The organism is Silanimonas sp. (genome assembly GCF_027530345.1).
Lineage (GTDB): Bacteria > Pseudomonadota > Gammaproteobacteria > Xanthomonadales > Xanthomonadaceae > Silanimonas.
In genome coordinates this window covers 1-22019 of sequence record NZ_JAPZQK010000039.1, presented here as the reverse complement: position 1 = coordinate 22019, position 22019 = coordinate 1, and the positions used below count along the sequence as shown (strand labels likewise).

General features: G+C 69.6%; 18 protein-coding genes and 2 tRNA genes. 4 read left to right on the top strand and 16 right to left on the bottom strand.

The genetic code is table 11. The features are described 5' to 3' along the window. Positions 1-126 precede the first annotated feature (126 nt). From O9255_RS13840 to xseA, 3 genes are all read right to left on the bottom strand, one after another. Positions 127-1095: an IS5 family transposase gene (locus O9255_RS13840; RefSeq protein ID WP_297867454.1), complete on the bottom strand. Its 969-nt coding sequence runs from the start codon at positions 1093-1095 to the stop codon at positions 127-129. A 69-nt stretch (positions 1096-1164) separates the two neighbouring features. Beyond that, positions 1165-2592, bottom strand: coding sequence for an aldehyde dehydrogenase family protein (locus O9255_RS13835; protein ID WP_297867453.1), 1428 nt, complete (start codon positions 2590-2592; stop codon positions 1165-1167). After that, entirely contained in the window at positions 2589-3947 is a 1359-nt protein-coding gene (gene xseA / locus O9255_RS13830) for an exodeoxyribonuclease VII large subunit (RefSeq protein WP_297867452.1), read from the bottom strand. The genes O9255_RS13835 and xseA overlap by 4 nt, the downstream gene beginning before the upstream one ends. A 96-nt stretch (positions 3948-4043) precedes the next feature. Here xseA and O9255_RS13825 point away from each other — a divergent pair, with 96 nt between their 5' ends. Next, a complete protein-coding gene (locus O9255_RS13825) occupies positions 4044-5675 on the top strand; it encodes a hypothetical protein (RefSeq protein WP_297867451.1) in 1632 nt (543 codons plus the stop codon). Between the two features lie 8 nt (positions 5676-5683). Further along, positions 5684-6907: a flavodoxin-dependent (E)-4-hydroxy-3-methylbut-2-enyl-diphosphate synthase gene (gene ispG, locus O9255_RS13820; RefSeq protein ID WP_297867450.1), complete on the top strand. Its 1224-nt coding sequence runs from the start codon at positions 5684-5686 to the stop codon at positions 6905-6907. A gap of 51 nt (positions 6908-6958) precedes the next feature. On the opposite strand, the gene O9255_RS13815 is transcribed toward ispG, so the two are convergent. From O9255_RS13815 to O9255_RS13770, 10 genes are all read right to left on the bottom strand, one after another. Beyond that, positions 6959-8998: a M13 family metallopeptidase gene (locus O9255_RS13815; RefSeq protein ID WP_297867449.1), complete on the bottom strand. Its 2040-nt coding sequence runs from the start codon at positions 8996-8998 to the stop codon at positions 6959-6961. Between the two features lie 176 nt (positions 8999-9174). Continuing rightward, on the bottom strand, positions 9175-10119 hold the full coding sequence (locus tag O9255_RS13810) for a DMT family transporter (RefSeq protein ID WP_297867448.1): 945 nt from the start codon (positions 10117-10119) through the stop codon (positions 9175-9177). Beyond that, complete coding sequence (gene murB / locus O9255_RS13805) at positions 10116-11192, bottom strand: UDP-N-acetylmuramate dehydrogenase (RefSeq protein WP_297867447.1); 1077 nt, start codon at positions 11190-11192, stop codon at positions 10116-10118. The genes O9255_RS13810 and murB overlap by 4 nt, the downstream gene beginning before the upstream one ends. After that, a complete protein-coding gene (locus O9255_RS13800) occupies positions 11189-12238 on the bottom strand; it encodes a quinone-dependent dihydroorotate dehydrogenase (RefSeq protein ID WP_297867446.1) in 1050 nt (349 codons plus the stop codon). Before O9255_RS13800 ends, murB begins: the two co-directional genes overlap by 4 nt. 27 nt (positions 12239-12265) lie before the next feature. Beyond that, positions 12266-12562 carry a DUF4190 domain-containing protein gene (locus O9255_RS13795; protein ID WP_297867445.1) on the bottom strand — a complete coding sequence of 99 codons (297 nt, stop codon included), beginning with the start codon at positions 12560-12562 and terminating at the stop codon, positions 12266-12268. After that, positions 12559-13098 carry a hypothetical protein gene (locus tag O9255_RS13790; protein WP_297867444.1) on the bottom strand — a complete coding sequence of 180 codons (540 nt, stop codon included), beginning with the start codon at positions 13096-13098 and terminating at the stop codon, positions 12559-12561. The genes O9255_RS13795 and O9255_RS13790 overlap by 4 nt, the downstream gene beginning before the upstream one ends. 69 nt (positions 13099-13167) lie before the next feature. Then, positions 13168-14700 (bottom strand): aldehyde dehydrogenase family protein, encoded by a 1533-nt coding sequence (locus tag O9255_RS13785; protein ID WP_297867443.1) that lies wholly within the window; start codon positions 14698-14700, stop codon positions 13168-13170. A 20-nt stretch (positions 14701-14720) separates the two neighbouring features. Further along, positions 14721-14797 (bottom strand) — tRNA-Arg (locus O9255_RS13780). A 123-nt stretch (positions 14798-14920) separates the two neighbouring features. Continuing rightward, a tRNA-Ala gene (locus O9255_RS13775) sits at positions 14921-14996 on the bottom strand. Between the two features lie 84 nt (positions 14997-15080). Further along, positions 15081-16172: an HRDC domain-containing protein gene (locus O9255_RS13770; RefSeq protein WP_297867442.1), complete on the bottom strand. Its 1092-nt coding sequence runs from the start codon at positions 16170-16172 to the stop codon at positions 15081-15083. 79 nt (positions 16173-16251) lie between these two features. Here O9255_RS13770 and O9255_RS13765 point away from each other — a divergent pair, with 79 nt between their 5' ends. Next, positions 16252-18093, top strand: coding sequence for a formylglycine-generating enzyme family protein (locus O9255_RS13765; protein WP_297867441.1), 1842 nt, complete (start codon positions 16252-16254; stop codon positions 18091-18093). Between the two features lie 24 nt (positions 18094-18117). On the opposite strand, the gene phaR is transcribed toward O9255_RS13765, so the two are convergent. Together phaR and gluQRS are read right to left on the bottom strand one after the other, a co-directional pair. Further along, positions 18118-18639: a polyhydroxyalkanoate synthesis repressor PhaR gene (gene phaR, locus O9255_RS13760; protein ID WP_297867440.1), complete on the bottom strand. Its 522-nt coding sequence runs from the start codon at positions 18637-18639 to the stop codon at positions 18118-18120. Between the two features lie 139 nt (positions 18640-18778). Beyond that, positions 18779-19675 (bottom strand): tRNA glutamyl-Q(34) synthetase GluQRS, encoded by an 897-nt coding sequence (gene gluQRS / locus O9255_RS13755; RefSeq protein WP_297867439.1) that lies wholly within the window; start codon positions 19673-19675, stop codon positions 18779-18781. Positions 19676-19777: 102 nt separating this feature from the next. Here gluQRS and htpX point away from each other — a divergent pair, with 102 nt between their 5' ends. Beyond that, entirely contained in the window at positions 19778-20692 is a 915-nt protein-coding gene (gene htpX, locus O9255_RS13750) for a protease HtpX (protein ID WP_297867438.1), read from the top strand. Here the strand turns inward: htpX and O9255_RS13745 are convergent. Further along, positions 20693-22019 (bottom strand): diguanylate cyclase (locus O9255_RS13745; RefSeq protein ID WP_297867437.1); only part of this gene is annotated, 1327 nt, incomplete at its 5' end. It abuts the gene before it with no gap.

Sequence of the window (22019 nt, the reverse complement as noted above, 5' to 3'; positions counted from 1 at the left end):
GGATGGTCTGAACAACCCGCCAAACCCTCGTGATTTCGCGGCCTGAAGGCCGAAATCGCGTCAATCTGGCCGTATTTCGCGGTTTTTTCGCGCCGCCAGACGGGTTTCCCCGTCCAGCGGACGCACTTACCCCGCCGCCGGCATCAATCGCCGGCGCGACATCCACACATTCGACAACGCGAACAGCGTCAGCACCTGCGCCGCATTCTTCTCGATGCCGCGGTACCGCACCTTCATATAGCCGAACTGCCGCTTGATCACCCGAAACGGGTGTTCGACTTTGGCACGTACGTTCGCCTTCAGCCGCTCCTGCTTGTACGCCTGCCGCTGCTCGCGCTTCGTCTTCATCGCCTTGATCACCGAAGGCTTCTCGGCAATCACGAACGCCGCGTCGACGTCCTTGGTTTCCTCACGCTTCGCCACGCCCGTGTAGCCGCTGTCGCCGAACACCACCTCTTCCTTGCCATGCAGCAGCTTGTGCAACTGCGTCACGTCCGACACGTTCGCCGCCGTGCATTCCATGTGGTGCACCAGCCCCGACGCGGCATCCACGCCGATGTGCGCCTTCATCCCGAAGAACCACTGGTTACCCTTCCGCGTCTGGTGCATCTCCGGGTCGCGCTCGCCGTCCATGTTCTTCGTCGAACTCGGTGCGCTGATGATCGTTGCATCGACGATCGTCCCTGAGCGCAGGCTCAAGCCCTTGCGCTGCAAGTGCGCGTTGACCTGCTTGAAGATCTTCTCGGCCAGACCATGGGTCTCGAGCAAGCGCCGGAAGTTCAGGATCGTCGTCTCGTCTGGAATATCGTCAAGCCCGCCCAGCTGCGCGAACCGACGCATGGCCGGCGTATCCACCAGCGCCTCCTCCATTGCCGGGTCGGACAGCGCGTACCACTGCTGCAGGAAGTGGATCCGCAGCATCGTCGCCAAGGCATACGGCTGGCGGCCCGGTCGGCCCAGCTTCGGGTAATGCGGCTCGATCAGCGCCAGCAGCGCCTTCCACGGCACCACCTGGTCCATCTCGGCCAGGAAAACCTCCCGCCGCGTGCGCTTGCGGCCCCCAAGATCCTCGGCATCACCGAACGAAAGCTGCATCGGAATCACCCTTGAAGTGGTGAACCATTCTCGCCAAAAGTGGACGAGTTGTTCAGACCATCCCTAACGTCATGTTCTCACCAGCAGTCGCGTTTCGCTGAAGTCATCCACGGCCCATGCCGGCCCTTCGCGGCCCATGCCGCTGTCCTTGACCCCGCCGTAGGGCATGCGGTCGACGCGCACCGTGGGCACGTCGCCAATCACCACGCCGCCGACGTCGAGCGCGTCCCACGCGCGCATCGCGTGGTCCATGCGCGCGGTAAACACGCCGCACTGCAGGCCGAAGCGGCTGTCGTTGGCGCGTTCGACGGCGTGGTCGAAATCCTCCGCGGCTTCGAGCAGCAGCACCGGCCCGAAGGCTTCCTCGCGATAGAGCGGATGGTCGTGGGGAACGTTTTCCAGCAGCGTCGGGCCGAGGAGGGCGGCGTGCGCCCCGTCGCGCGTGCCGCGCACGAGGGCCGTCGCTCCCGCGGCGATGGCGCTGGCGATCGATGATTCGAGACGATCCGCGGCCGCGGCGCTGATCATCGGCCCGACGACGGTGCGCGTGTCGCGCGGATCGCCTTGGGGCACGGCGCGCACGGCGTCCACCAGCTTGTCGCGCAAGGCCGGCAACATCTCGCGATGGGCGATCAGGCGCTGCACGCTGATGCAGCTCTGCCCGGCTTGGCTGTAAGCGCCAGAAACAATCCGCGACACCACGTGGTCGAGGTCGGCGCCGGGATCGTCATCGACGATGCAGGCCGCGTTGCCGCCCAGTTCCAGCACCACGCGCTTCTTGCCAGCGCGGGCCTTGAGCTCCCAACCGACCAGCCCGCCGGTGAAGCTCAGCACCGCGATGCGCGCGTCCTCGACGAACGGCGCGGCGTGCGGATTCGCGCAGGGAAGGATCGAGAACGCGCCTTCCGGCAGATCGCACTCGGCGAGCCACTCGCCAAGCTTCAGGGCGGTGAGCGGCGTGGCCGGGGCGGGCTTGAGCAGCACGGGGCAGCCCGCCGCGAAGGCCGGCGCCAGCTTGTGCAGCACCAGATTCAGTGGGAAGTTGAAGGGCGTGATCAGGCTCGCCACGCCGGCCGGAACGCGCCGGGTGAAGCCGCGCCAGCCGCGGGTGGCGGCATCGCGGTCGAGATCGAGGGCCTGGCCATCGAGGCGACCGGCCTCCGCGGCGGCTTCGCGCAAGGTGGCCTGCGCCCGCGCGACCTCGGCGCGCGCGGCGGTGATCGGCTTGCCACCTTCCGCTGTGATGGTTTGTGCGAGCGATTCCGCGTGTTCGCGCACGCGGGCCAGCAGGTGTTCCAACACATCGCGGCGACGCCACGCGGGCAGGGCGGCCATCGCCGGCCGCGCGGCGTGGGCCGCGGCGATGGCCTTTTCGATCTCGTCGGGGCCGGCCTGCGCGACCTCGGCGATCGTCTCGCCGCTCCAGGCATCGCGCAGCGCCAGTGGCGTACCCGCGTGCACCGCCCGGTTCGCCAGCCAGAGGGGCACGGTCGTCATTCGCGCTCTCCGTCGCTCGATTCCACCCGCAAGCGCAATCCACCCTCGGCGAGCCGTGCGCGCAGCGTGTCGCCGGCCGCGACTTCATTGGCGCGGCGCACGGCATGGCCGTCCTCGCGCTGCAGGATGGCGTAGCCGCGGCCGAGGGTGGCGAGCGGGCTCACGGCGTGCAGGCCGCGGCCGAGTTCGCGCAGCAGCCCCAGCCGCGCTTGCAGCCCGCGTCGCAGGGCGGTGTCCTGCCGCGCGCCCAGCAGGGCGAGACGCTGGCGCAAGCGCTGCAGGCGCAGCGCCGGGGCCTGCGGGGCGAGGCGTTTCGACAAGCGCTCCAGCGTGTCGCGCTTCGACGCGAGCCGGGTCGACCACGCGGCGGCGAGGCGCAGGCGCAGGGCTTCGGAACGATCACGCCCGCGTTCGAGCCGGCGCTGCGGACGCTCGGCATGCAGGCGCAACCCGGCGTGGTCGGCGCGCTGGCGGGCGCGATCCAAGGCCTGCGACATCCGACGCTGCAGCCGCGATTGCAGGTGTTCGACGCGGGCCAGCATCTCTCCACGGTCCGGCACCAGCAGTTCGGCGCCCGCGGAGGGGGTGGGGGCGCGCAAGTCGGCGACGAAGTCCGCCAGCGTGAAATCCACCTCGTGCCCCACCGCCGACACCACGGGCACCGGCGATTCGGCGATGGCGCGCACCAGCGCTTCATCGTTGAAGCACCACAGGTCCTCGAGGGAGCCGCCGCCGCGCGCCAGCAGCAGCACGTCGTGGCGCTGCGCGGCATAGGCGGCGCGCAGGGTCTGGATGATCGCCGGCGCGGCCGTGGCCCCCTGCACGGGCACCGGCAGCAGTTCGACTTCGAGCGTCGGCCAGCGCCGCGACAGCACGCTCTGGATGTCGCGGATCACCGCGCCGCTCGGCGAGGTGAGGATGCCCAGCCGGCGCACGAAGCGCGGCAGCGGGCGCTTGCGGCCCACCGCGAACAGCCCTTCGGCTTCCAGTTTCGCCTTCAGGGCCTCGAACGCCCGGCGCAGCGCGCCTTCGCCGGCCTCTTCCATGTGCTCCAGCACCAGCTGGTAGTCGCCACGGGGCTCGTAGAGCGTGAGCTTGGCGCGGACCAGCACCTGCATGCCGTCGCGCGGCTGGAAGCGCAGGTACTGCGCCTTCATCTTGAACATCGCGCAGCGCACCTGCGCACGCTCGTCCTTCAGCGTGAAGTACAGATGCCCCGAGGCTGGCCGCGCGACGCCGGAGAGCTCGCCCTCGACCCAGATGGACGGGAAGCTTCCTTCCAGCAGATCGCGAGCGAGGGTATTGAGCTGGTGCGGACGCAGCGTGGCGCGGCCTGCCGGGCCGATGGTGCTCACGATGCGGCCCCGCCGGCCTTGCGCCGAGCCATGCGGGGCGCGCGGGGCGCGCGGGCGCGACGGTACACTGGGGGACTTGGACGGAGGCGATGGCGCATGGGCGAAGTGTATCGACGATTGGGCGAAATCCTGCCGCCGGGCCTGCGCGCGGAGCTGCCGTTCGGCCTCGACGCGAAGCGTGCCGCCGGCTGGATCGAGACCCTGCCGCGCGCCGACGTGGCCGCCACGCGCCGCGCCCTGCTCCGCGCGTTGGAAGCCTTGTCGTCGACGCAGGCGCTGAAAGGCGCCACGCGCCGTGAGATCGCCGAAGTGCTGCGTCCGGCGATCATCGACAACGCGCTCTCCACGCAGCGCCTGTTCGCGGGCAAGCCGCTGCCGCTGGCCGGTGACCTCGCAGGCCTTCCCGGCGAGCTCGAGCAACTGCACCTTCGTCTTGCCCATGCCTACCGGATGGCCGCCGCCGACCAGTGCGCGCCGTCCGGCAGCCTGCCGTGGCTGCGCGGCGGTCAGGTCGCCGAGGCCGCGCAGCGGGCCACCTACCACTACGGCGAGGCTCTGATGGTGGCCTGGCGCGTCTATGCCGATCTGCCCGTCGACGCTTGGCGCGGCCTGCATCGCACGTACCGGTTTGCCGTCGCCCGCGAGCTCGAGCGCCGTCCCTCCTCCGATCCGCTGGTGTCCGGGCTGCCGAGCATCCAGCAGCGCTACGTCGAGCTGCTGCTGATGCACGTGGTGAATCCGCGGGCCTTCTCGCAGGCCGAGCAGGAGCGCGTGTGGGCGATGTGCGAAGCCTTCGCCGCCCGGACGCCGCTCCGCGATACCCCGTCTGCCACCGCGGTGGGCGTGGCCGACGATGCCGACGAGGGCCCCGGCGGCAAGGCGCCCCCGCGCCAGCACCTCGACCTCGTGGGGTTCGCGGCGGCCGTCGAAGCCGCCCTCGCGGCCAGCGACGGCGAGAGCGCGATCGTGATGCCCGAACACGGCGTGCCCGTGAAGATGAGCGCTGATGGCCTGCGCAAGCTGCGCCGCGCGTTCTCGCACGCGGCGGCGCGACAGTTCACCCGGCTCGACGCCGGCCACACGGTCGAGACGGTGTTCGGCCTGTCGGGCCTGCACTACCAGGCTAGCGGCGAGCGTGATTTCGACGCGTTCGCGAGGCAGGTGCTCGGCGATGCGTTGACGGAGACCGCGCGGGCCTCGTGGTCGGCGGGCGGCGCGGAGGTTTCCGCGCGTTCGGCGCGTATTCCGACCCTGGTCGTCGACCAGAGCCTCGGCGGCTACCGCATGCGTTGGGCCCAGGACAACCAGCTGCGCCTGCGCGTCGGCGAGGTCGTGGGCATCCATGTTGGTGACCAGGAAGACCCGTCCGACTGGATGCTCGGCATCCTTCGCTGGCTGCGCTACGAGGCCGATGGGCAAGTGATGGCCGGTGTCGAGCTGCTCTCGCGAGCGGCCGCGGCCGTCGCGCTGATGGGAACCGGCGCCGCGAACCGCGCCCCGCTGCGCGCGCTGGAACTGAGGCCGCCCTACGGCGGTGGTGATTGGCTGTACCTCGCCGCCCAGCGCCTGCCGCAGGGTGAGCCGCTGCGCATCGGGCGGGAGCAGGAGCCTGTCGACCAGCTGCTCGACCGCCGCCCCGAAGACCGCCTGAGCGACCTTCGCCTCGTCCAGATTCTGGGCGACTACTTCCTTTACCGCTACGCGCCGGCGACCGCCGGGCATTCCTGAGTGATCCGATGAGTTCTGCCGTTCCTTCGCCGCGTCGCCGTTCCATTCCCGTCCGTGTCGGCAAGGTGGTCGTGGGGGGCGACGCCCCGGTCGTCGTGCAGTCGATGACCAACACCGACACCGCCGACATCAAGGGCACCACGCAGCAGATCGCCGAGCTCTGGCGGGCGGGCTCCGAGAAGGTACGCATCACCGTCAACAACGAGGAATCGGCCGCCGCCGTGCCGCATATCCGCGACCGGCTGGCGATGATGGGCATCGAGGTGCCGATCATCGGCGACTTCCACTACAACGGACACACGCTGCTCGAAGCGCATCCGGCCTGCGCCGAGGCGCTGGCCAAGTACCGCATCAACCCCGGCAACGTCGGATTCGGGAAGAAGAAGGACACGCAGTTCGCCTCGATCATCGAGAAGGCGCTGCAGTACGACAAACCCGTGCGCATCGGCGCGAACTGGGGCTCGCTCGACCAGAACCTCGCCGCCGTGCTGATGGACGAGAACGCGAGCCGTGCCGAGCCCTGGGACGCCGCCCGCGTGCTGCGCGAGGCGCTGGTGCGTTCTGCGCTGGATTCCGCCGAGCGCGCCGTCGAACTGGGCCTGCCGAAGGACCGCATCATCCTTTCCGCGAAGGTGAGCGGCGTGCAGGAGCTGATCGCCGTCTACCGCGACCTCGCCGCGCGCTGCGACTACCCGTTGCACCTCGGCCTCACCGAGGCCGGCATGGGCAGCAAAGGCATCGTCGCCAGCACGGCGGCGCTGTCCGTGCTGCTGCAGGAAGGCATCGGCGACACCATCCGCATCTCGCTCACCCCCGAGCCGGGGCAGTCGCGCACGAACGAAGTCATCGTCGCGCAGCAGCTGCTGCAGACCATGGGCCTGCGCGCCTTCACGCCGATGGTCACCGCCTGCCCGGGCTGCGGCCGCACCACCAGCACCTTCTTCCAGGAGCTGGCGAAGACGGTCGAAGAACACGTGCGCGAGAACATGCCGGTGTGGAAGCTGAAGCACCCCGGCGTCGAGAACCTCACGCTCGCGGTGATGGGCTGCGTGGTGAACGGCCCCGGCGAATCGCGCCACGCCAACATCGGCATCTCGCTGCCGGGTACGGGCGAAGCGCCGAGTGCCCCGGTGTTCATCGACGGCGAGAGGGCGATGACGCTGAAGGGCGAGAACATCGCCCGAGAGTTCGTCGGAATCATCGACGACTACGTGGCGAAGAATTACGGGTAAAGAAAAACGGCCACCTCGCGGTAGCCGTTCTCGTTCAGGCGCGGCGGCGGATCACCAGATCCGCACGCGCTCTTCCGGCTTCAGGTACAGCGCATCGTCCGGCTGCACGTTGAAGGCCTTGTACCACTCGTCCAGGTTGCGCAGCGGGCCGTTGATGCGGAACTGCGGCGGCGAGTGCGGGCCGACCTTGACCTGGTTGATCATCGCCTCGTCGCGGTACTTCGACTTCCAGATCTGCGCCCAGGCGAGGAAGAAGCGCTGGTCGCCGGTGAGGCCGTCGAGCACCGGGGCCGGCTGGCCGTTGAGGCTCATCTGGTAGGCCGTGTAGGCCATCGACAGGCCGCCGAGATCGCCGATGTTCTCGCCGAGGCCGAGCTGGCCATTCACGCAGTAGCCTTCCAGCGGGCAGAACTGGTTGTACTGGGCGACGAGGGCCCGGGTGCGGGCGTCGAAGCGCGCGCGGTCCTCGTCGGTCCACCAGTTGCGCTGGATGCCCTGCCAATCCGACTTCGAGCCCTGGTCGTCGAAACCGTGGCCCATCTCGTGGCCGATCACGCCACCGATGGCGCCGTAGTTCACGGCCGGATCGGCGTTCACGTCGAAGAACGGAGGCTGCAGGATCGCCGCCGGGAACACGATTTCGTTGAAGGTCGCGTTGTAGTAGGCGTTGACGGTGTGCGGGGTCATGAACCACTCGTCGCGGTCCGGCACGGTGCCGAGTCGGCGGTTCTGGTCGTTGGTGTAGTACTGGCGCAGGGCCAGCACGTTGGCCATGAAGTCGTTCGGCACAATGGTGACCGACGCGTAGTCACGCCACTTCGTCGGATAGCCGATCTTGGGGCGGAAGCTCTCGAGCTTCTTGTAAGCCTCTTCCTTGGTGGCGGCGCCCATCCAGTCGAGGTTGTCGATGTTCTGACGCAGGGCCTTGCGAAGGTTCTCGACCAGCGCGTCCATGGCCGCCTTGGCTTCCGGCTGGAAGTGGCGGGCCACGTACACCTTGCCCACCGCGTCGCCGAGGCCCTGGCCACCGCCCACGAGCGCGACGCCGCGCTTCCACTGTTCGCGCTGGGCGCGCTGGCCGGAAAGCACCGTGCCGTTGAAGGCGAACGCGGCCTGGTCGATCTCGGTCGAGAGCAGCGGCGCGTGGTTGTCGACGGTGTGGAAGGTGAGGTAATCACGCCACACGTTGAGCGGCGTCTTGCCGACGATCTCGAGGATCGGGCCGACGGCGCTCGGCGTCGTCACGTTGACTTCGGCCGGCGTGGGCAGGCCCTGCGCGGTGAAGTGCGCCGCCCAGTCGTAAGCCGGGAACTGCGTCTTCAGGTCCTCGAACGAGGTGAGGTTGTAGGTCTTGTCGCGGTCGCGAAGCTGCGCGCGGTCCCAGTGGTTCTTCGCGATCTCCGTCTCGAGCGCGAGGATGGCCTCGGCGCGCGGCTTGGCGTCGGTGATGCCGGCGAAGCCGAGCATTTTCTCGATGTGCGCGAGGTACGCCGTGCGGATCTGCACGAAGCGCGGCTCGGGGTTCAGGTAGAAGTCCTTGTCCGGCAGGCCCAGGCCGCCCACGCCGACGCCGACGAGATAGCGGTTCGGGTCCTTGCGGTCGAGGCCGACGCCGCCGCCCACCGGGGCGTTGCTGCCGTCCATGCCGGCGCGGCCGAAAGCGGCCGTCAGCGCGGCGACCGAATCGATCTTGGCGATGCCGTCGAGGATCGGCTGGATCGGCGTGATGCCGGCGGCGTCGCGCGCCGCCGTGTCCATGTAGCTGGCGTAGAGGTCACGGACCTTCTGCTCGTCGCTGCCTGGGGCGAGGTCGGTGCGGGCCTGCAGCTCCTCGATGATCGCCTTGACCTGCAGTTCGGCCTGGTCGCTCAGGGTGTTGAACGAGCCGTAGCGGGTCTCGTAGTCCTTGAGCTGGTAGTTGTCGAACCAGGTGCCGTTGGCGTGGCGGTTGAAGTCATCGCCCGGCTGCACGGTGTTGTCGCGGTTCGAGAGGTCGATGCCGAAGCTGCCGAGCTTGGGCGCCTCGGCGGCGAAGGCCGACGGCGCGGCGAAGGCGAGCGCGAGGCTCAGCGAAAGAAGCGTCTTCTTCATGGGTTCCCCGGGTCTGTTACTGGATAACGCGGTGTGTCGGCGCCAGCGCGGCGGCGAGAATTCGAGCGTAACCGGGCAAGCGGCACCGGCATGTGCCGAAGGTCGGGGGCAAGGCGATGTCGATCACGCGGCAACGACGGCCCGCTCTGGCGGCGGCCCCGGTCCGGAAGGCGCGCTCAGCGCTTCTGCGTCTCGGGGCTGATGTCGGCGTCGGTGACGGCCCGCGAGGCGACCTGCGCCTCGCGGTGGGCGATGTAGGCGTTCGCCACGAAGATGATGGCCGCGCCCACTGCCGTCCAAGCCGTAACGGTTTCGTCGAACAGCCACCACGCAAGCACTGCGACGATCGGCACCTGCATGAAGCTGATCGGCGTCAGCATCGAGGCGTCGCCGCGCTTCAACGCGCGGGTCCAGAACATGTGGCCCGCGGTGCCGAAGAACCCGGCGGCCACGATCCAGGCCCAGGTCCAGCCCGTCGGCCAGGTCCAGACGAACAGCGCCGGCACCAGCGACAGTGGTACCCACAGCATCGTCGTCCACAGCACGATGGCGTCGGGCTTCTCGGTGCGCGACAGCACCTTGATGCTGATCGCGACGATGGCGCTGAGCACCGCGGCCGTCAGCGCCACCAGGGTGTTCGCGTCGAAGGTGTCGGCGCCGGGTCGCATGATCACCAGAACGCCAATGAAACCGAGGCCCACGGCCGTCCAGCGTCGCAGGCGCACCATCTCGCCGAGGAAGAGCACGGCGAGGATGGTGACGAACAGCGGCGTCGAGTAGCTGATGGTCACCGCCTTCGCCAACGGCAGGTGCACGATGGCGTAGAAGCCGCACAGCATCGAGACGATGCCGATCAGGCAGCGGCCCACGTAGAGGCTCAGCTTGTCGGTCTTCAGGATGCCCATGCCGTGGTGCATCAGCAGCGGCAGGGCGAAGACAAAGCCGAAGAAGTTGCGGAAAAAGGCGATTTCGAACGCGTGCAGCTGCGAAGAGGCCAGTCGGATCATCACCGCCATGCAGGCGAACATGGCCGCGCTGCACACCATGTATCCGACCGCCCTCAGCAGTTCGCTGCGCGCGCGCTGGCCGGACGACGTGATCGTGTCCGGCGGGCCGCTCATGCGAGGGCCTGGTCTGGAGCGATGGGTTGGAATCGCCCGCCGAGGATCCGGGGCTCGGGCTCGAGCGCCACGCCGAAGCGCGCCTGCACCGAGCCGGCGATGCGGCCGGCGAGCCTCAGGAGATCCGCGCCGGACGCGTGGCCGTGGTTCACCAGCACGAGGGCGTGCTGCGACGCCACGCCGGCATCGCCGTCGCGGAAACCCTTCCATCCGGTGGCGTCGATCAACCATCCGGCGGAGAGCTTGCGCGTCGCCGGCGAATCGCCGGGGAACACCGGCAGGGCGGGGTGCGCCGCCTTCAGCGAGTCCGCCACGGCCGCATCGACAATGGGGTTCTTGAAGAAGCTGCCGGCATTGCCGAGCACCGCCGGGTTCGGCAGCTTGCGCGAACGCAGTCGGCTGATGGCTTCGGCCAGTTGCCGATGCGTGGGCTCGCCCTCGACGCCCATGGCCGCCAGCTCGTCGCCGACCCCCGCGTAGCTGGTCTGGACGGCGCGCGCCTTCGGCAGGCGGAAGCGCACTTCGGTGATCACGTTCTGTTCCGGCGCGTGCTTGAACACGCTGTCGCGGTAGGCGAAGCGGCAGTCCTCGCGCTCGAACTCGCGCAGGCGCAGGGTCTCGCGATCAAACGCCTGCACCGAATCGATGAATTCGCCCACCTCGGTGCCGTAGGCGCCGATGTTCTGGATCGGCGAGGCGCCGACGGTGCCTGGGATCAGCGCGAGGTTCTCGAGACCGCACAGCCCGCGCCCCAGCGTCCAGTGCACGAAGTCGTTCCAGTTCACGCCGGCATCGGCGGCCACCAGCGCCGAGTCCGCGTCGTCCTCGACGATGGTGATCCGCGCGCGCGTCAGCGAGAGCGTCAGGCCCGGCACGTCACCGGCCAGCAGAACGTTGCTGCCTTCGCCCAGCACCAGCAACGGTGCGAACTGCAGCCACGGTTCCGACATCAGGGCGGGAAGGGCGAACGGGTCGTGCACGTCGGCCAACATCTCGGCCTTGGCGTCCACGCGGAACGTGTTGCGGCCGGCCAGCGAGACGTTCTCGCTGATCCGGTATCCAGCCTCGCTCATCCGCGCACGCCGTCGCGGCGATGCCGCAGCGCCTGCACGCACTCGCCGATGAGGGCCGGGCCGCGGTAGATCAGGCCGGTGTAGAACTGCACGAGCTGCGCGCCGGCGGTCATCTTTCCCGCCGCGTCGGCGCCGGAGAGGATGCCGCCCACGCCCACCAGCGGGATGTGTGCCGGCAGGCGCGAGCGCATGCGGCGCAGCACGGCGGTCGACTTGCCGTACAGCGGCTTGCCGGAGAGCCCACCCTGTTCCTTCGCCAAGGGGTGGCCATCGATGGCGAGGCGGTCGACCGTGGTGTTGCTGACGATCACGCCGTCGACGTTCAGTTCGCCAAGCACGCGCGCGGAGGCGTCGATGTCGTCCTCGGTGAGGTCGGGCGCGATCTTGACGAGGATCGGCACGCCGCGGCCGTGGCGCGTGGCCAGCCGTTCGCGCGCCTCGAAGATCTCGCTGACCAGCGCGCGCAGCGCCTTCTCTTCCTGCAGTTCGCGCAGGCCGGCGGTGTTCGGCGAGGAGATGTTCACCGTCACGTAGTCGGCCAGCGCGTACACGCGGCCGAGGCAGTGCAGGTAATCGGCCGCCGCCTGCTCGTTGGGCGTGTCCTTGTTCTTGCCGATGTTGATGCCGAGGATGGTGTCGCCGCCCACGCGTCGGAGCTTCGAGGCCTCGACATTGCGAACGAGCGCATCGACGCCTTCGTTGTTGAAGCCGAGGCGGTTGATGACGGCCTCGTGCTCCGGCAGGCGGAACATGCGCGGTTTCGGGTTGCCGGCCTGCGGTCGCGGCGTGGTCGTGCCGATCTCGACGAAGCCGAAACCCAGGGCGGCCAGCGCGTCGATGCAGGCGCCGTTCTTGTCGAGGCCTGCGGCCAGGCCCACCGGGTTGGGGAAGGCCAGCCCCATCACCGTGGTCGGCAAGGGCTTCGGTCGCGAGGCCAGCAGCGGGTTGAGGCCGGCGCGCCAGGCGGTGTCGAGTGCCTTCAGTGCGAGTTCGTGGGCGTGTTCCGCATCAAGGCGGAACAGCAGCGGACGGGCCAATCCATACATCGTCGGAGCGTTTTCCTTGCGGCGTGGTCAGGCCGAAATGCCAGCGGTGAGAGCGGCCAAGGCCGCAATACCGCCGAAGAACAGCACGATGGCGACGACGGTGAACACGCTGAGGAGGATCATCGCCCAGCCCAGCACGAGGCCGGCGACGGCGAGGCCATCGCCTTCGAGGCCGGCCGGATCGCGGCGGATCTCCGCGCGGGCCATATGGCCGGTGATGATCGCGATGATCGACCCGAGCCAGGGCGCAAAGGTCCACCCGAGGAGTCCGGCGACCAGGCTCACGATCGCCATCGATGACGTGCGGCGAACAGGATGGGTCATGGCTGGCTCACCGTTGCGTCGGGAATGCGGTCGCCGAGACGGGCGATGAACGCACCCATCTGGTAAGGCTCGGCCTGCAGCAGCACCACCGGGCCGTCGCCGTTGTAGGTGAGCGTGACGCGGTACAGGCGGAATTCCTGCGGGCCGAACATCCAGGCGCTGCAGGGCTCGCCGCGGGCGATCGGGCAGGTCGGAGCCTGCAGCTCGAAGCGCGAGCGGCGGAAGCCGGCCCCGGGCAGACTCTCCGGAACCGGTGCCTCGACGATCACCACGGGCGCCGCGAGCGTGATGTCCTCGACGCGCACGCGCACCGGCTGTTCGCCGCCCTTGAACAGGAATGTGAAGCGGTCGGTGAGCGACGGCGCGCCACGGGTGTCGATATCGAAACCGGCCGCTTCGAAGGTGGCTTCATCCGTGATGGCGCGGGCGGGCACGCCGCCCTCCATGGGCAGGCTGAAACGCGTGCCGTCGCCGGCCACGAACTCCTGTTCCTGAGCCATCGCCCCTGAAGCCCACAAGGCGGCCGAAACGGCCATCGCCCCCATCACCCTGCGCATCGACACATCCCTCTTGGCCCCCGGAAAGCCCAGTGTAGGGGCAAAAAACTAGAGTTCGAACTTGATGCCCTGGGCCAGCGGCAGCGAGTCCGAGTAGTTGATCGTGTTGGTCTGACGACGCATGTAAGCACGCCAGGAATCCGAACCCGACTCGCGGCCGCCGCCGGTTTCCTTCTCGCCGCCGAATGCGCCGCCGATCTCGGCGCCCGAGGTGCCGATGTTCACGTTGGCGATGCCGCAGTCCGAGCCCGCCGCCGAGAGGAATTGCTCGGCTGCCTTCAGGTTCTGCGTGAAGATCGCCGAGGACAGGCCCTGCGGCACGGCGTTCTGCATGGCGATGGCCTCGTCCAGCGTCTTGAACGGCATGGCGTAGAGGATCGGGGCGAAGGTTTCCGTCTGCACGGCTTCGGCCGAGTTGGCGACGCCGGTGATCAGGGTCGGCAGCACGTAGTTGCCCGGGCGGTCGATGGCCGCGCCGCCGCTGCGGACCACGCCGCCTGCGGCCTTGGCCTTCTCGATGGCCGACAGGAAGGCCGCGACCGCGCCCTTGTCGTTCAGCGGGCCCATCAGCGTGCCCTCGGCGTTCGGGTCGCCGATCTTGCCCTCGACCTGCTTGTAGGCGGTCGCGACCTTGGCGATCACGTCGTCGAAGATCGATTCGTGGATGAACAGGCGGCGCGTGGTGGTGCAGCGCTGGCCGGCGGTGCCGACGGCACCGAAGACGATGGCCGGGATGGCCAGCTTCAGGTCGGCGGTGGCGTCCACGATGATCGCGTTGTTGCCGCCCAGCTCCAGCAGCGACTTGCCCATGCGGCGGGCGACGCGCTCACCGACCTGGCGGCCGATCTTGGTGCTGCCGGTGAAGCTCACCAGCGCGATGTCGTGGTCGTCGACGAAGTTGCTCGCCAGCTCGGTGCCGGCGTCGTTGAACAGGAAGAACAGGTCCGGGAAGCCGCCGGCGCGCAGGGCGTCGTTGCAGATCTTCATCGAGGCCACGGCGCAGAACGGGGTCTTCGGCGAGGGCTTCCAGATGGTGATGTTGCCGCAGATGGCGGCGATGAAGCTGTTCCAGGCCCACACGGCGACCGGGAAATTGAAGGCGCTGATGACGCCGACGAGGCCGAGCGGGTGCCACTGCTCGTACATGCGGTGGCCGGGGCGCTCGGAATGCATCGTCAGGCCGTAAAGCTGGCGGGCGAGGCCGACGGCGAAGTCGCCGATGTCGATCATCTCCTGCACTTCGCCGTCGCCTTCGGCCTTGATCTTGCCCATCTCGAGCGAGACCAGCGCACCCAGCGCCGACTTGTGCTGGCGCAGGGCTTCGGCGCACAGGCGAATGGCTTCGCCGCGCTTCGGCGCCGGCGTGGTGCGCCAGATCGCGGCGGCGGCCTTGGCGCGCGCCTTGATCGTGGCGTAGTCGGCCTCCGACGACGCGTAGACCTTGCCCAGCACCTCGCCGGTGGCCGGGTTCACCGGCTCCAGCACGCCAGCATCGCGCGTGGCGGACCACTCGCCATGGCCGAGGTAGGTGCCGGATTCGTGGTCGGTGAGGCCGAGGGCGGCGAGGACGGGGTGCGTCATGGGGATTCCTTGGATGGCGATGGCGTCCCCGACACGATTCGAACGTGCGACCTCGCCCTTAGGAGGGGCGCGCTCTATCCAGCTGAGCTACGGGGACGGGTAGGGATGGAGTCGGAGGGCCGGTGCTGCGCCGATCCGGGGCGCGAAGTCTACCAAGCGGGGCTTCGTCGCCGGACGCCGGAAACGAAAAAGCCGGGCAATGCCCGGCTTTTCGATGCGTTGGTGGAGAGGATGGGGATCGAACCCACGACCTCGTCGATGCGAACGACGCGCTCTCCCAGCTGAGCTACCCCCCCGCGCAGAGGCCGAAGTATAGGCCGGCGCGGGTCGGCTTGCCAAGCCGAAGCCGTGCCCCGGCCTGCGCAATGCGCAGGGTGGCCTCAGCCCATCCGGCCCACCGCCTCGCGCATCGGCGCTTCGAGGACCTCGCGGCGCCAGCCGAGCAGGGCGGTGGGCCACTGCCCATCGACCAGGAAGCTTTCGAGATGCCGCCGCGCGCAGACGAGCCCCTCGGGCAGGTCGAGCGCGGCCGCCCTTTCGGCCACCACGGCTTGGAGGGCCTTCAGGCGGGCGCGGTCCGCGCGCTCGTTGTCTGTCGCCAGCGGCATGGCCGCTTCGTCATCGTCCATCGGTGCAGCGAGGAGCTCGGCGATCTGGTCTTGCAGCCGCTTGGCCGAGCGCGCGCTCTCGAGCACCGCGGCCAGCGCCTGCGGCGTGGACGGCGGGCGTCGGGCGAGCGTCAGGGCGACGTCGTTGTCGAGCAGCCAGCGCTTCGGCAAGTCCTTCTCGCGGGCCATGCGGTCGCGCCAGCGGAGCAGGCGCCGCAGGCGGGCCTGCGACAGCCGGTCGAACTGCGCGGCCGGGCGCATGGCCAGGTGGGGCTGCGGGTCGTCGCGGTCCTCGCGGGCGTTCTCCAGCATGCGCGCCATGTCGGCCAGCGCGCGCTCCCGATGGCCGCGATGCTCAAGCTTCTCGTCCAGCGCCGCGATCGCCGCGTGCAGGTGCCGGACGTCGTCGGCGGCGTACTCGAGCTGCTGTGCGCTCAAGGGGCGGCGCAGCCAGTCGGAACGGGTTTCGGCCTTCGGCAGCTCGACGCCCAGCAGGGTCTTCACCAGCGACTGGTAGCCGACACCCGGCCCGAGGCCGGCGAAGGCCGCTGCGATCTGGGTGTCGTAGAGCGTCTTCGGCAGCACGCCGAGGGCGTGGCGGAAGGCGACGAGGTCCTCGCTGGCGCTGTGCATCAGCGCGTCGGTGGCACCCACGAAGGCCGCCAGTGGGGCGCGCATGCCCGGGTCCAGCGGATCGACCAGGGCGACGCGTCCCTCGGCATCGGCCGCCTGCACCAGCGCCAGTTGCGGGAAGTAGGTGCGCTCCCGCATGAACTCGGTATCGAGGGCGAGCGGTGTGCCTGCCGAGAGGGACGCCAAGGCCGCGGCGGCGGCATCGGGGCGGTCGACCGCGTTGACACTCATGCCTGTCCTTGCAGGGGAGGGGACCATAGCCTAACGTCTCCGCCGCGCGCGCCGCGCTGTCCACGACGTTGTTTACCGCGTGCCTTTCCGATCGTCCGCGCCTGCCATCGCTTCCGCCCTGGCCCTGCTGCTCTGCGCCTGTGGCCGGAACGACGCCGAATCCCCCGCGCCGGTAGCAGACGTCGCGCCGGAAACGGTGGCCGCTGCGCCGGCCGAGACCGACACCGCCGAACGCCAGCCGCTGAAGGCGCGTGCGGCGTGGAAGCCCACGCCGTTGCTGGTGCCTGCCGAGGCGCGCGACGCGCTGCTGATGCAGGCCACCGAAGCCGAGCGCCAGGGCCTTTTGTACGGCAACGAACCCCTGGGCGCGCTCGATCTGTACGCCGCCCTCGCCGATGCCGACCCGCCGATGCCGGAGGCGCGGATCGGCCGCGACCGCATCATCGGGCTTCTGCAGGAGCGCTTCGAGGCCGAACGTGTCGCGGGGAATCTCGAGGCGGCCGAAGAGATCGACGCCGTGCTCGCGGTCGTGTCGCCGGCCGAAGCCGCCGGACGTGGCGAGGCTTTGGCGGCGGCCCGGGTGGCCGCGACGGCCACCACTTTGGGCGATTCCCGCCGCGACGCCGGACAATGGCTGGCTCCGCGCGGCGGCAGTGCCGTGGCGGCCTATCGCGAAGCGCTCGCGGCGGTGCCGGGCTTCGCCCCGGCCTCGGCCGGCCTCGAAGGCATCGAGAAGGCCCTGCTCGACCGGGCCACGGCGTCGGCCGCGAAGGGCGAGTTCGATGCGGCGGAGGCCGACCTCCGGCGCGCCGCACGGGTGGGGCTGGACCCCGACGCCGTGCAGGACGGCCGAGCCGCCTTGGCCCAGTCGCGTTCGGCCGCCGCCGATGTCGCGGTGGATGAGGCCAACGAGGCGATCGATCGCCTCGACCTGCCGCGTGCGGCGACGCGCCTCGCGGATGCGCAACAGATCGATCCCCAGGCGCCCGGTCTCGATGAGCTTTCCAGTCGCCTCGCCCTGGCTCGTCGCTACGGCCACTTCCGTCCGGGCCAACGCTTCGCCGACGCCTTGGGCGGCGGCATCGATGGCCCGGTGATGGTGGTGGCGCCGCACGGCGACTTCACGATGGGCGCGGGCGAGGACGAATCGGGCGCGCGCGACAACGAGCGTCCGGCGCACGGCGTGCGTTTCGAGCGAGGCTTCGCGCTGGCGGTGCGCGAAACCAGCGTGGCGGAGTTCGCGCGATTCGTCGCGGCCACCGGCTACCGCACCGTTGCCGAGCGACGCGGCCGCTCCACGGTGTACGACGAGCGCGGCGGCGCGATGGTGGAACTGCGGGGCGCGCACTGGCGCCGTGGCTACCAGGGCCGCACGCCGGCCGCGCCCGACGATCCGGTCATCCACATCGCCTTCGACGACGCCGTGGCCTATGCCGAGTGGCTGTCGGTGCGCACGGGCCTGCGCTACCGGCTGCCGTCCGAGGCGGAGTTCGAGTACGCCCTTCGTGGCGGCCGGGCCACGCCCTGGGCCTGGGGGGATCGCGCGCCCACGCGCGCCGTCGCCAATCTCACCGGCGACGGCGACCAGTCACCGCAGGGCCGTCGCTGGGGCCGGGCGATCCGTGGCTGGTCCGACGGCCACTGGGGGCTGGCCCCGGTCGGGACGTACGCGCCCGAAGGCTTCGGCACGCACGACCTGATCGGCAACGTTTCGGAATGGGTCGAGGACTGCTGGCACGACAGCTACCGTCGCGCGCCGGGTGACGGCCGCGCCTGGGTGAATCCGGGCTGCGAGGAGCGCGTGGTGCGCGGGGGCAGCTGGGCCAGCACGCTGGAGCAGAGCCGTTCGGCGTTCCGCCTGCAGGTACCTGCCGCGCTCACGTCGGCGCGTATCGGTTTCCGCGTCGCGCGGGATCTCTAGGGCCCGGCGTAGCCGGGCCACGCCTCAGCTGCGAACTTTCTTCGTCGGGGCCTTGGTGGCCTGCTTCGCGCGCGGCGCCTTCTTCTTCGCCGGTGCGCTGCCCAGCGTGCCGCCCTTCAGCACGCCCTGCTGGAAGTTCTTCCAGAGCTCGAGGTTGCGCTCGGCGATCTGGTTGAGCATGGCGAACGGCGAATTGCTGATCAGGCCGCCCAGCTGCTTGCGCAGCGTGTGCTGCTGCTCGAGGAAGAGCTGCAGGCTGCGCTCGATGTAGCGGCTCATGAAGCCGTGCAGCGGGTCGCCGTAGAAGCGGATCATCAGCTGCAGGGAGGCGGTCGACAGCATCGGCTGCCCTTCCTCTTCGCGCTCCGCGATGATCTGCAGCAGCACCAGGCGGGTGATGTCCTGCTCGCTGCGGGCATCGCGGACCTCGAACTCCTCCCCATCGAGCACGAGCTGGCGCACATCCTCCAAGGTCACGTAGCTGGAGATGCGTGTGTCGTAAAGGCGGCGGTTCGGGTACTTCTTCAGCAGGCGCGGCGAGTCCATGGGCGTCGATGGCGTTGTCCGAGGCGCCCAGAGTCGATGCCGCGCCGCACAACGGCAAGTGAAGACTTGTCAAGCCCCGTTCCCGGGGGTGGATTTGTGCGCGGTTTCTCGGCGGCTCCCCGGGGGCGACGGGCCGGTTTCAGGCCGAGGCAGGGCGTTCCCGCGGGATGGCGGCGGGGTCGAATGCGGCGGCGGCCGCGGCGATGGTGGCTTCCGCCTCCTGCCATTCCGGCCAAGCCTCGAGCGCTTGGCCCAGAGACAGCCAGCACCGACGAAGCACCGCTTCCGGGGGCTGCTCATCGATGGCTTGCGCGCCTTCGGATTTCGAGAGCTTTCGGCCTTCCGCATCGCGCCACAGCGGCAGGTGCAGGTAGGACGGCGTGGGCAGGCCAAGCGCCTGCTGCAGTGCGATCTGCCGCGGCGTCGAGTCGAGCAGATCGGCACCCCGCACCACGTGAGTGATGTCCTGCGCCGCATCGTCGACGACGACCGCCAACTGGTAGGCCCAGAGGCCGTCGGCGCGGCGCAGCACCACGTCGCCCACGTCGCGGCGCAGTTCCTGCTCAAAGCGGCCGTGAACGGGATCGTCGAAGCCCAGGACCGCATCGGGCACGCGCAAGCGGAAGCTTCGGGTACGCAGGGTGTCGTCGGGCACCGCCACGCAGGCCCGGTGGATGCCGTCGCTGGCGGCGAGGTCGGTGCGGCTGCAGCGGCAGGGGAACGCGAATCCGGTGTCGAGCAGTGCGTCGAGTGCGCGCCGGTAGAGCGCGTGGCGCCGGCTCTGGAAGACGATCTCGCCGTCGGCGTGGAGGCCCAGGCGAGCCAGCGTGGCGAGCTGGGCGGAGGCGGCTCCTGGCCGCTCGCGCGGCGGGTCGAGGTCTTCGATGCGCACCAGCCAGCGTCCACCGTGGTGCCGCGCATGCAGCCAGCTGCCGAAGGCCGCGAGGACGGAGCCCCAGTGCAGCGGGCCGGTCGGCGACGGCGCGAAGCGCCCGATGTAGGGCGCCGGTGGCGGGGGTGGTGAAGGTGGCGTCACGACGAGGGCAGAAATCGTCCGGGAAAGCGCGGTGTTTCGCTTGAACTTTACCTTTCCACGCCACACTAAGCGCTCGAGCCAAACCGTTCCGGTGTCCCTGCCATGAAGCGTATCGCCCTGTTCCTCGCCACCAACCTCGCCGTGCTGCTGGTGTTCTCCGTGGTCTGGATGATCCTGAGCACCTTCTTCGGGCTGTCGACGTTCGCCGCGAACAACAACGTCAACTACACCGGCATGCTGGTGTTCTGCGCCATCTTCGGCTTCGGCGGCGCCTTCGTGTCGCTATTCCTGTCGAAGTGGATGGCGAAGCGCTCCACCGGCATGCGCGTGATCGACCAGCCGCGCAACGAGATCGAGCAGTGGCTGTATTCGACGGTGAAGCGCCAGGCCGAGAAGGCCGGCATCGGCATGCCGGAAGTCGGCATCTACGAAGCGCCCGAGATAAACGCCTTCGCCACCGGTGCGTCGCGCAACAACAGCCTGGTCGCGGTGTCGACCGGCCTGCTCCGCGCGATGAGCCGCGACGAGGCGGAGGCCGTGCTCGCCCATGAGGTCAGCCACGTCGCGAATGGCGACATGGTGACGCTCACGCTGATCCAGGGCGTGGTGAACACCTTCGTGATGTTCCTCGCCCGCATCATCGGCAACATCATCGACCGCGTCGTGTTCAAGAACGAGGACGGCCCGGGCATCGGCTACTTCGTCACCGTGATGGTGCTCGAGATCATCTTCGGCATCCTCGCTTCGACCATCGTCATGGCCTTCTCGCGCTGGCGCGAGTTCCGTGCCGACGCCGGCGGTGCCGACCTCGCCGGCCGCGAGAAGATGATCGCCGCGCTCGAGCGCCTCGCGCACAGCTACGGCCAGAGCACCCTGCCTTCGGAAGTGCGCGCGTTCGGCATCTCGGGTGGCGTGGCGGGCGGCTTCAAGAAGCTCTTCATGAGCCACCCGCCGCTGGCCGAGCGCATCCAGGCGCTGCGCGAGTACACCCCGCGCCGCCTGCCGACGGTGGCCTGATCAGGCCACCACTAGGCGTCCTCGACCGTCCCGTTTCGCCTTCATGAGCGCGTCGTCGGCGCGCTGCAGCAACATCGCATAGGTGTCGCCCTCCCGCAGGCTCGCGAGCCCGATGCTCGCGGCCAGCGGCAGGGTCGGGGTGCTGGCCAGCCCGAGGCTGGTCAGCAGCATGCGGGCCCGGGACTCGGCGACCTCCACGGTCGCGCCCGGCAGGCAGGCGGCGAACTCATCGCCGCCCAGCCGTCCCAGCAGGTCCTCCGCCCGCAACTGCTCCCGGCACAGCGCCGCGAAACGCCGCAGGGCTTCATCGCCGGCGCCATGCCCGTGGCTGTCGTTGATGCGCTTCAGGTGGTCGAGGTCGAGCATCAGCACCGTCAACGGCTGGTCGAGGCGCTGGGCCTCGGCGATCGCGCGCATGACCACCGCGGCGAAGTGCCCCCGGCTCGCGGCCGATGTCAGCGGGTCGGTGCTGAGCAGCGCCTTCAGGCGCTGGTTGTCGTCACGCAGGCCGAGGAAGGAGAGCGCCGAGTACGCCGTCAGCGAGAGCGCGATCAGCGCGAACTGCAGCTTCAGCGCATGTTGGCCGAGGCTGAGGCTGGCCACGAGGACGGCGATGGCGACGGCCGCGCAGGCCAGAGCGCCCAGGGCCTGCCTTGGGGTCTGCGTATGGCTGATCCATTGCTGCACCACCAGCGCGAAGAACACCGTGAACACGATCGCGTCGTCGTCCGGCCAGACGGCTGCGGCGCAGAGGGTGCCGGCGATCAGGCCGAGGAGGATCGTCAGCTTGGGCCACAGCGGGGGCGGTTCCTGGACCGCAGCCTCCGGTGCGATGCGATGCCGCACGGCTTCGACCAGCAGCGGGCCCAGGGCCAGCAGCCCGGTGTAGTCGCCGATCAGCCAGGGCACCACCGACCAGCGCAGGTCGATGCTTTCCGCCATCCCGGCGCCCACCAGCGCAGCACTACCGCCCAGCGCCGACGCCGCACAGGCGGCCACGCCGCCGCCGAGGAGCACGAACAGAGTGGTCGGCCCGAAACGCCCCAGCGGGTCGCGTTTCGCGTCGCGCTGCAGGGCGAAGGCCAGCAGGGCCATCGGCACGGTGTGGGCGAGGGCGAAACCGAATCCCCCCACCAGGACGCTGGATGTCGTCCATTCGAGGCCGAGCCGCTCCAAGGTGTAGGCGTGGCCGAGGAGCGCAGCGATGAACACCGGCGGGATGCCGCGGATGCCGAACAGCACCAGCGCCGCGAAGGTCACCGCTGTTGGCGGAAACCAGAGGCTGGCGAACGGCGCGTACTCGAGCAGGCGGGCGGCCGCGAAGGCC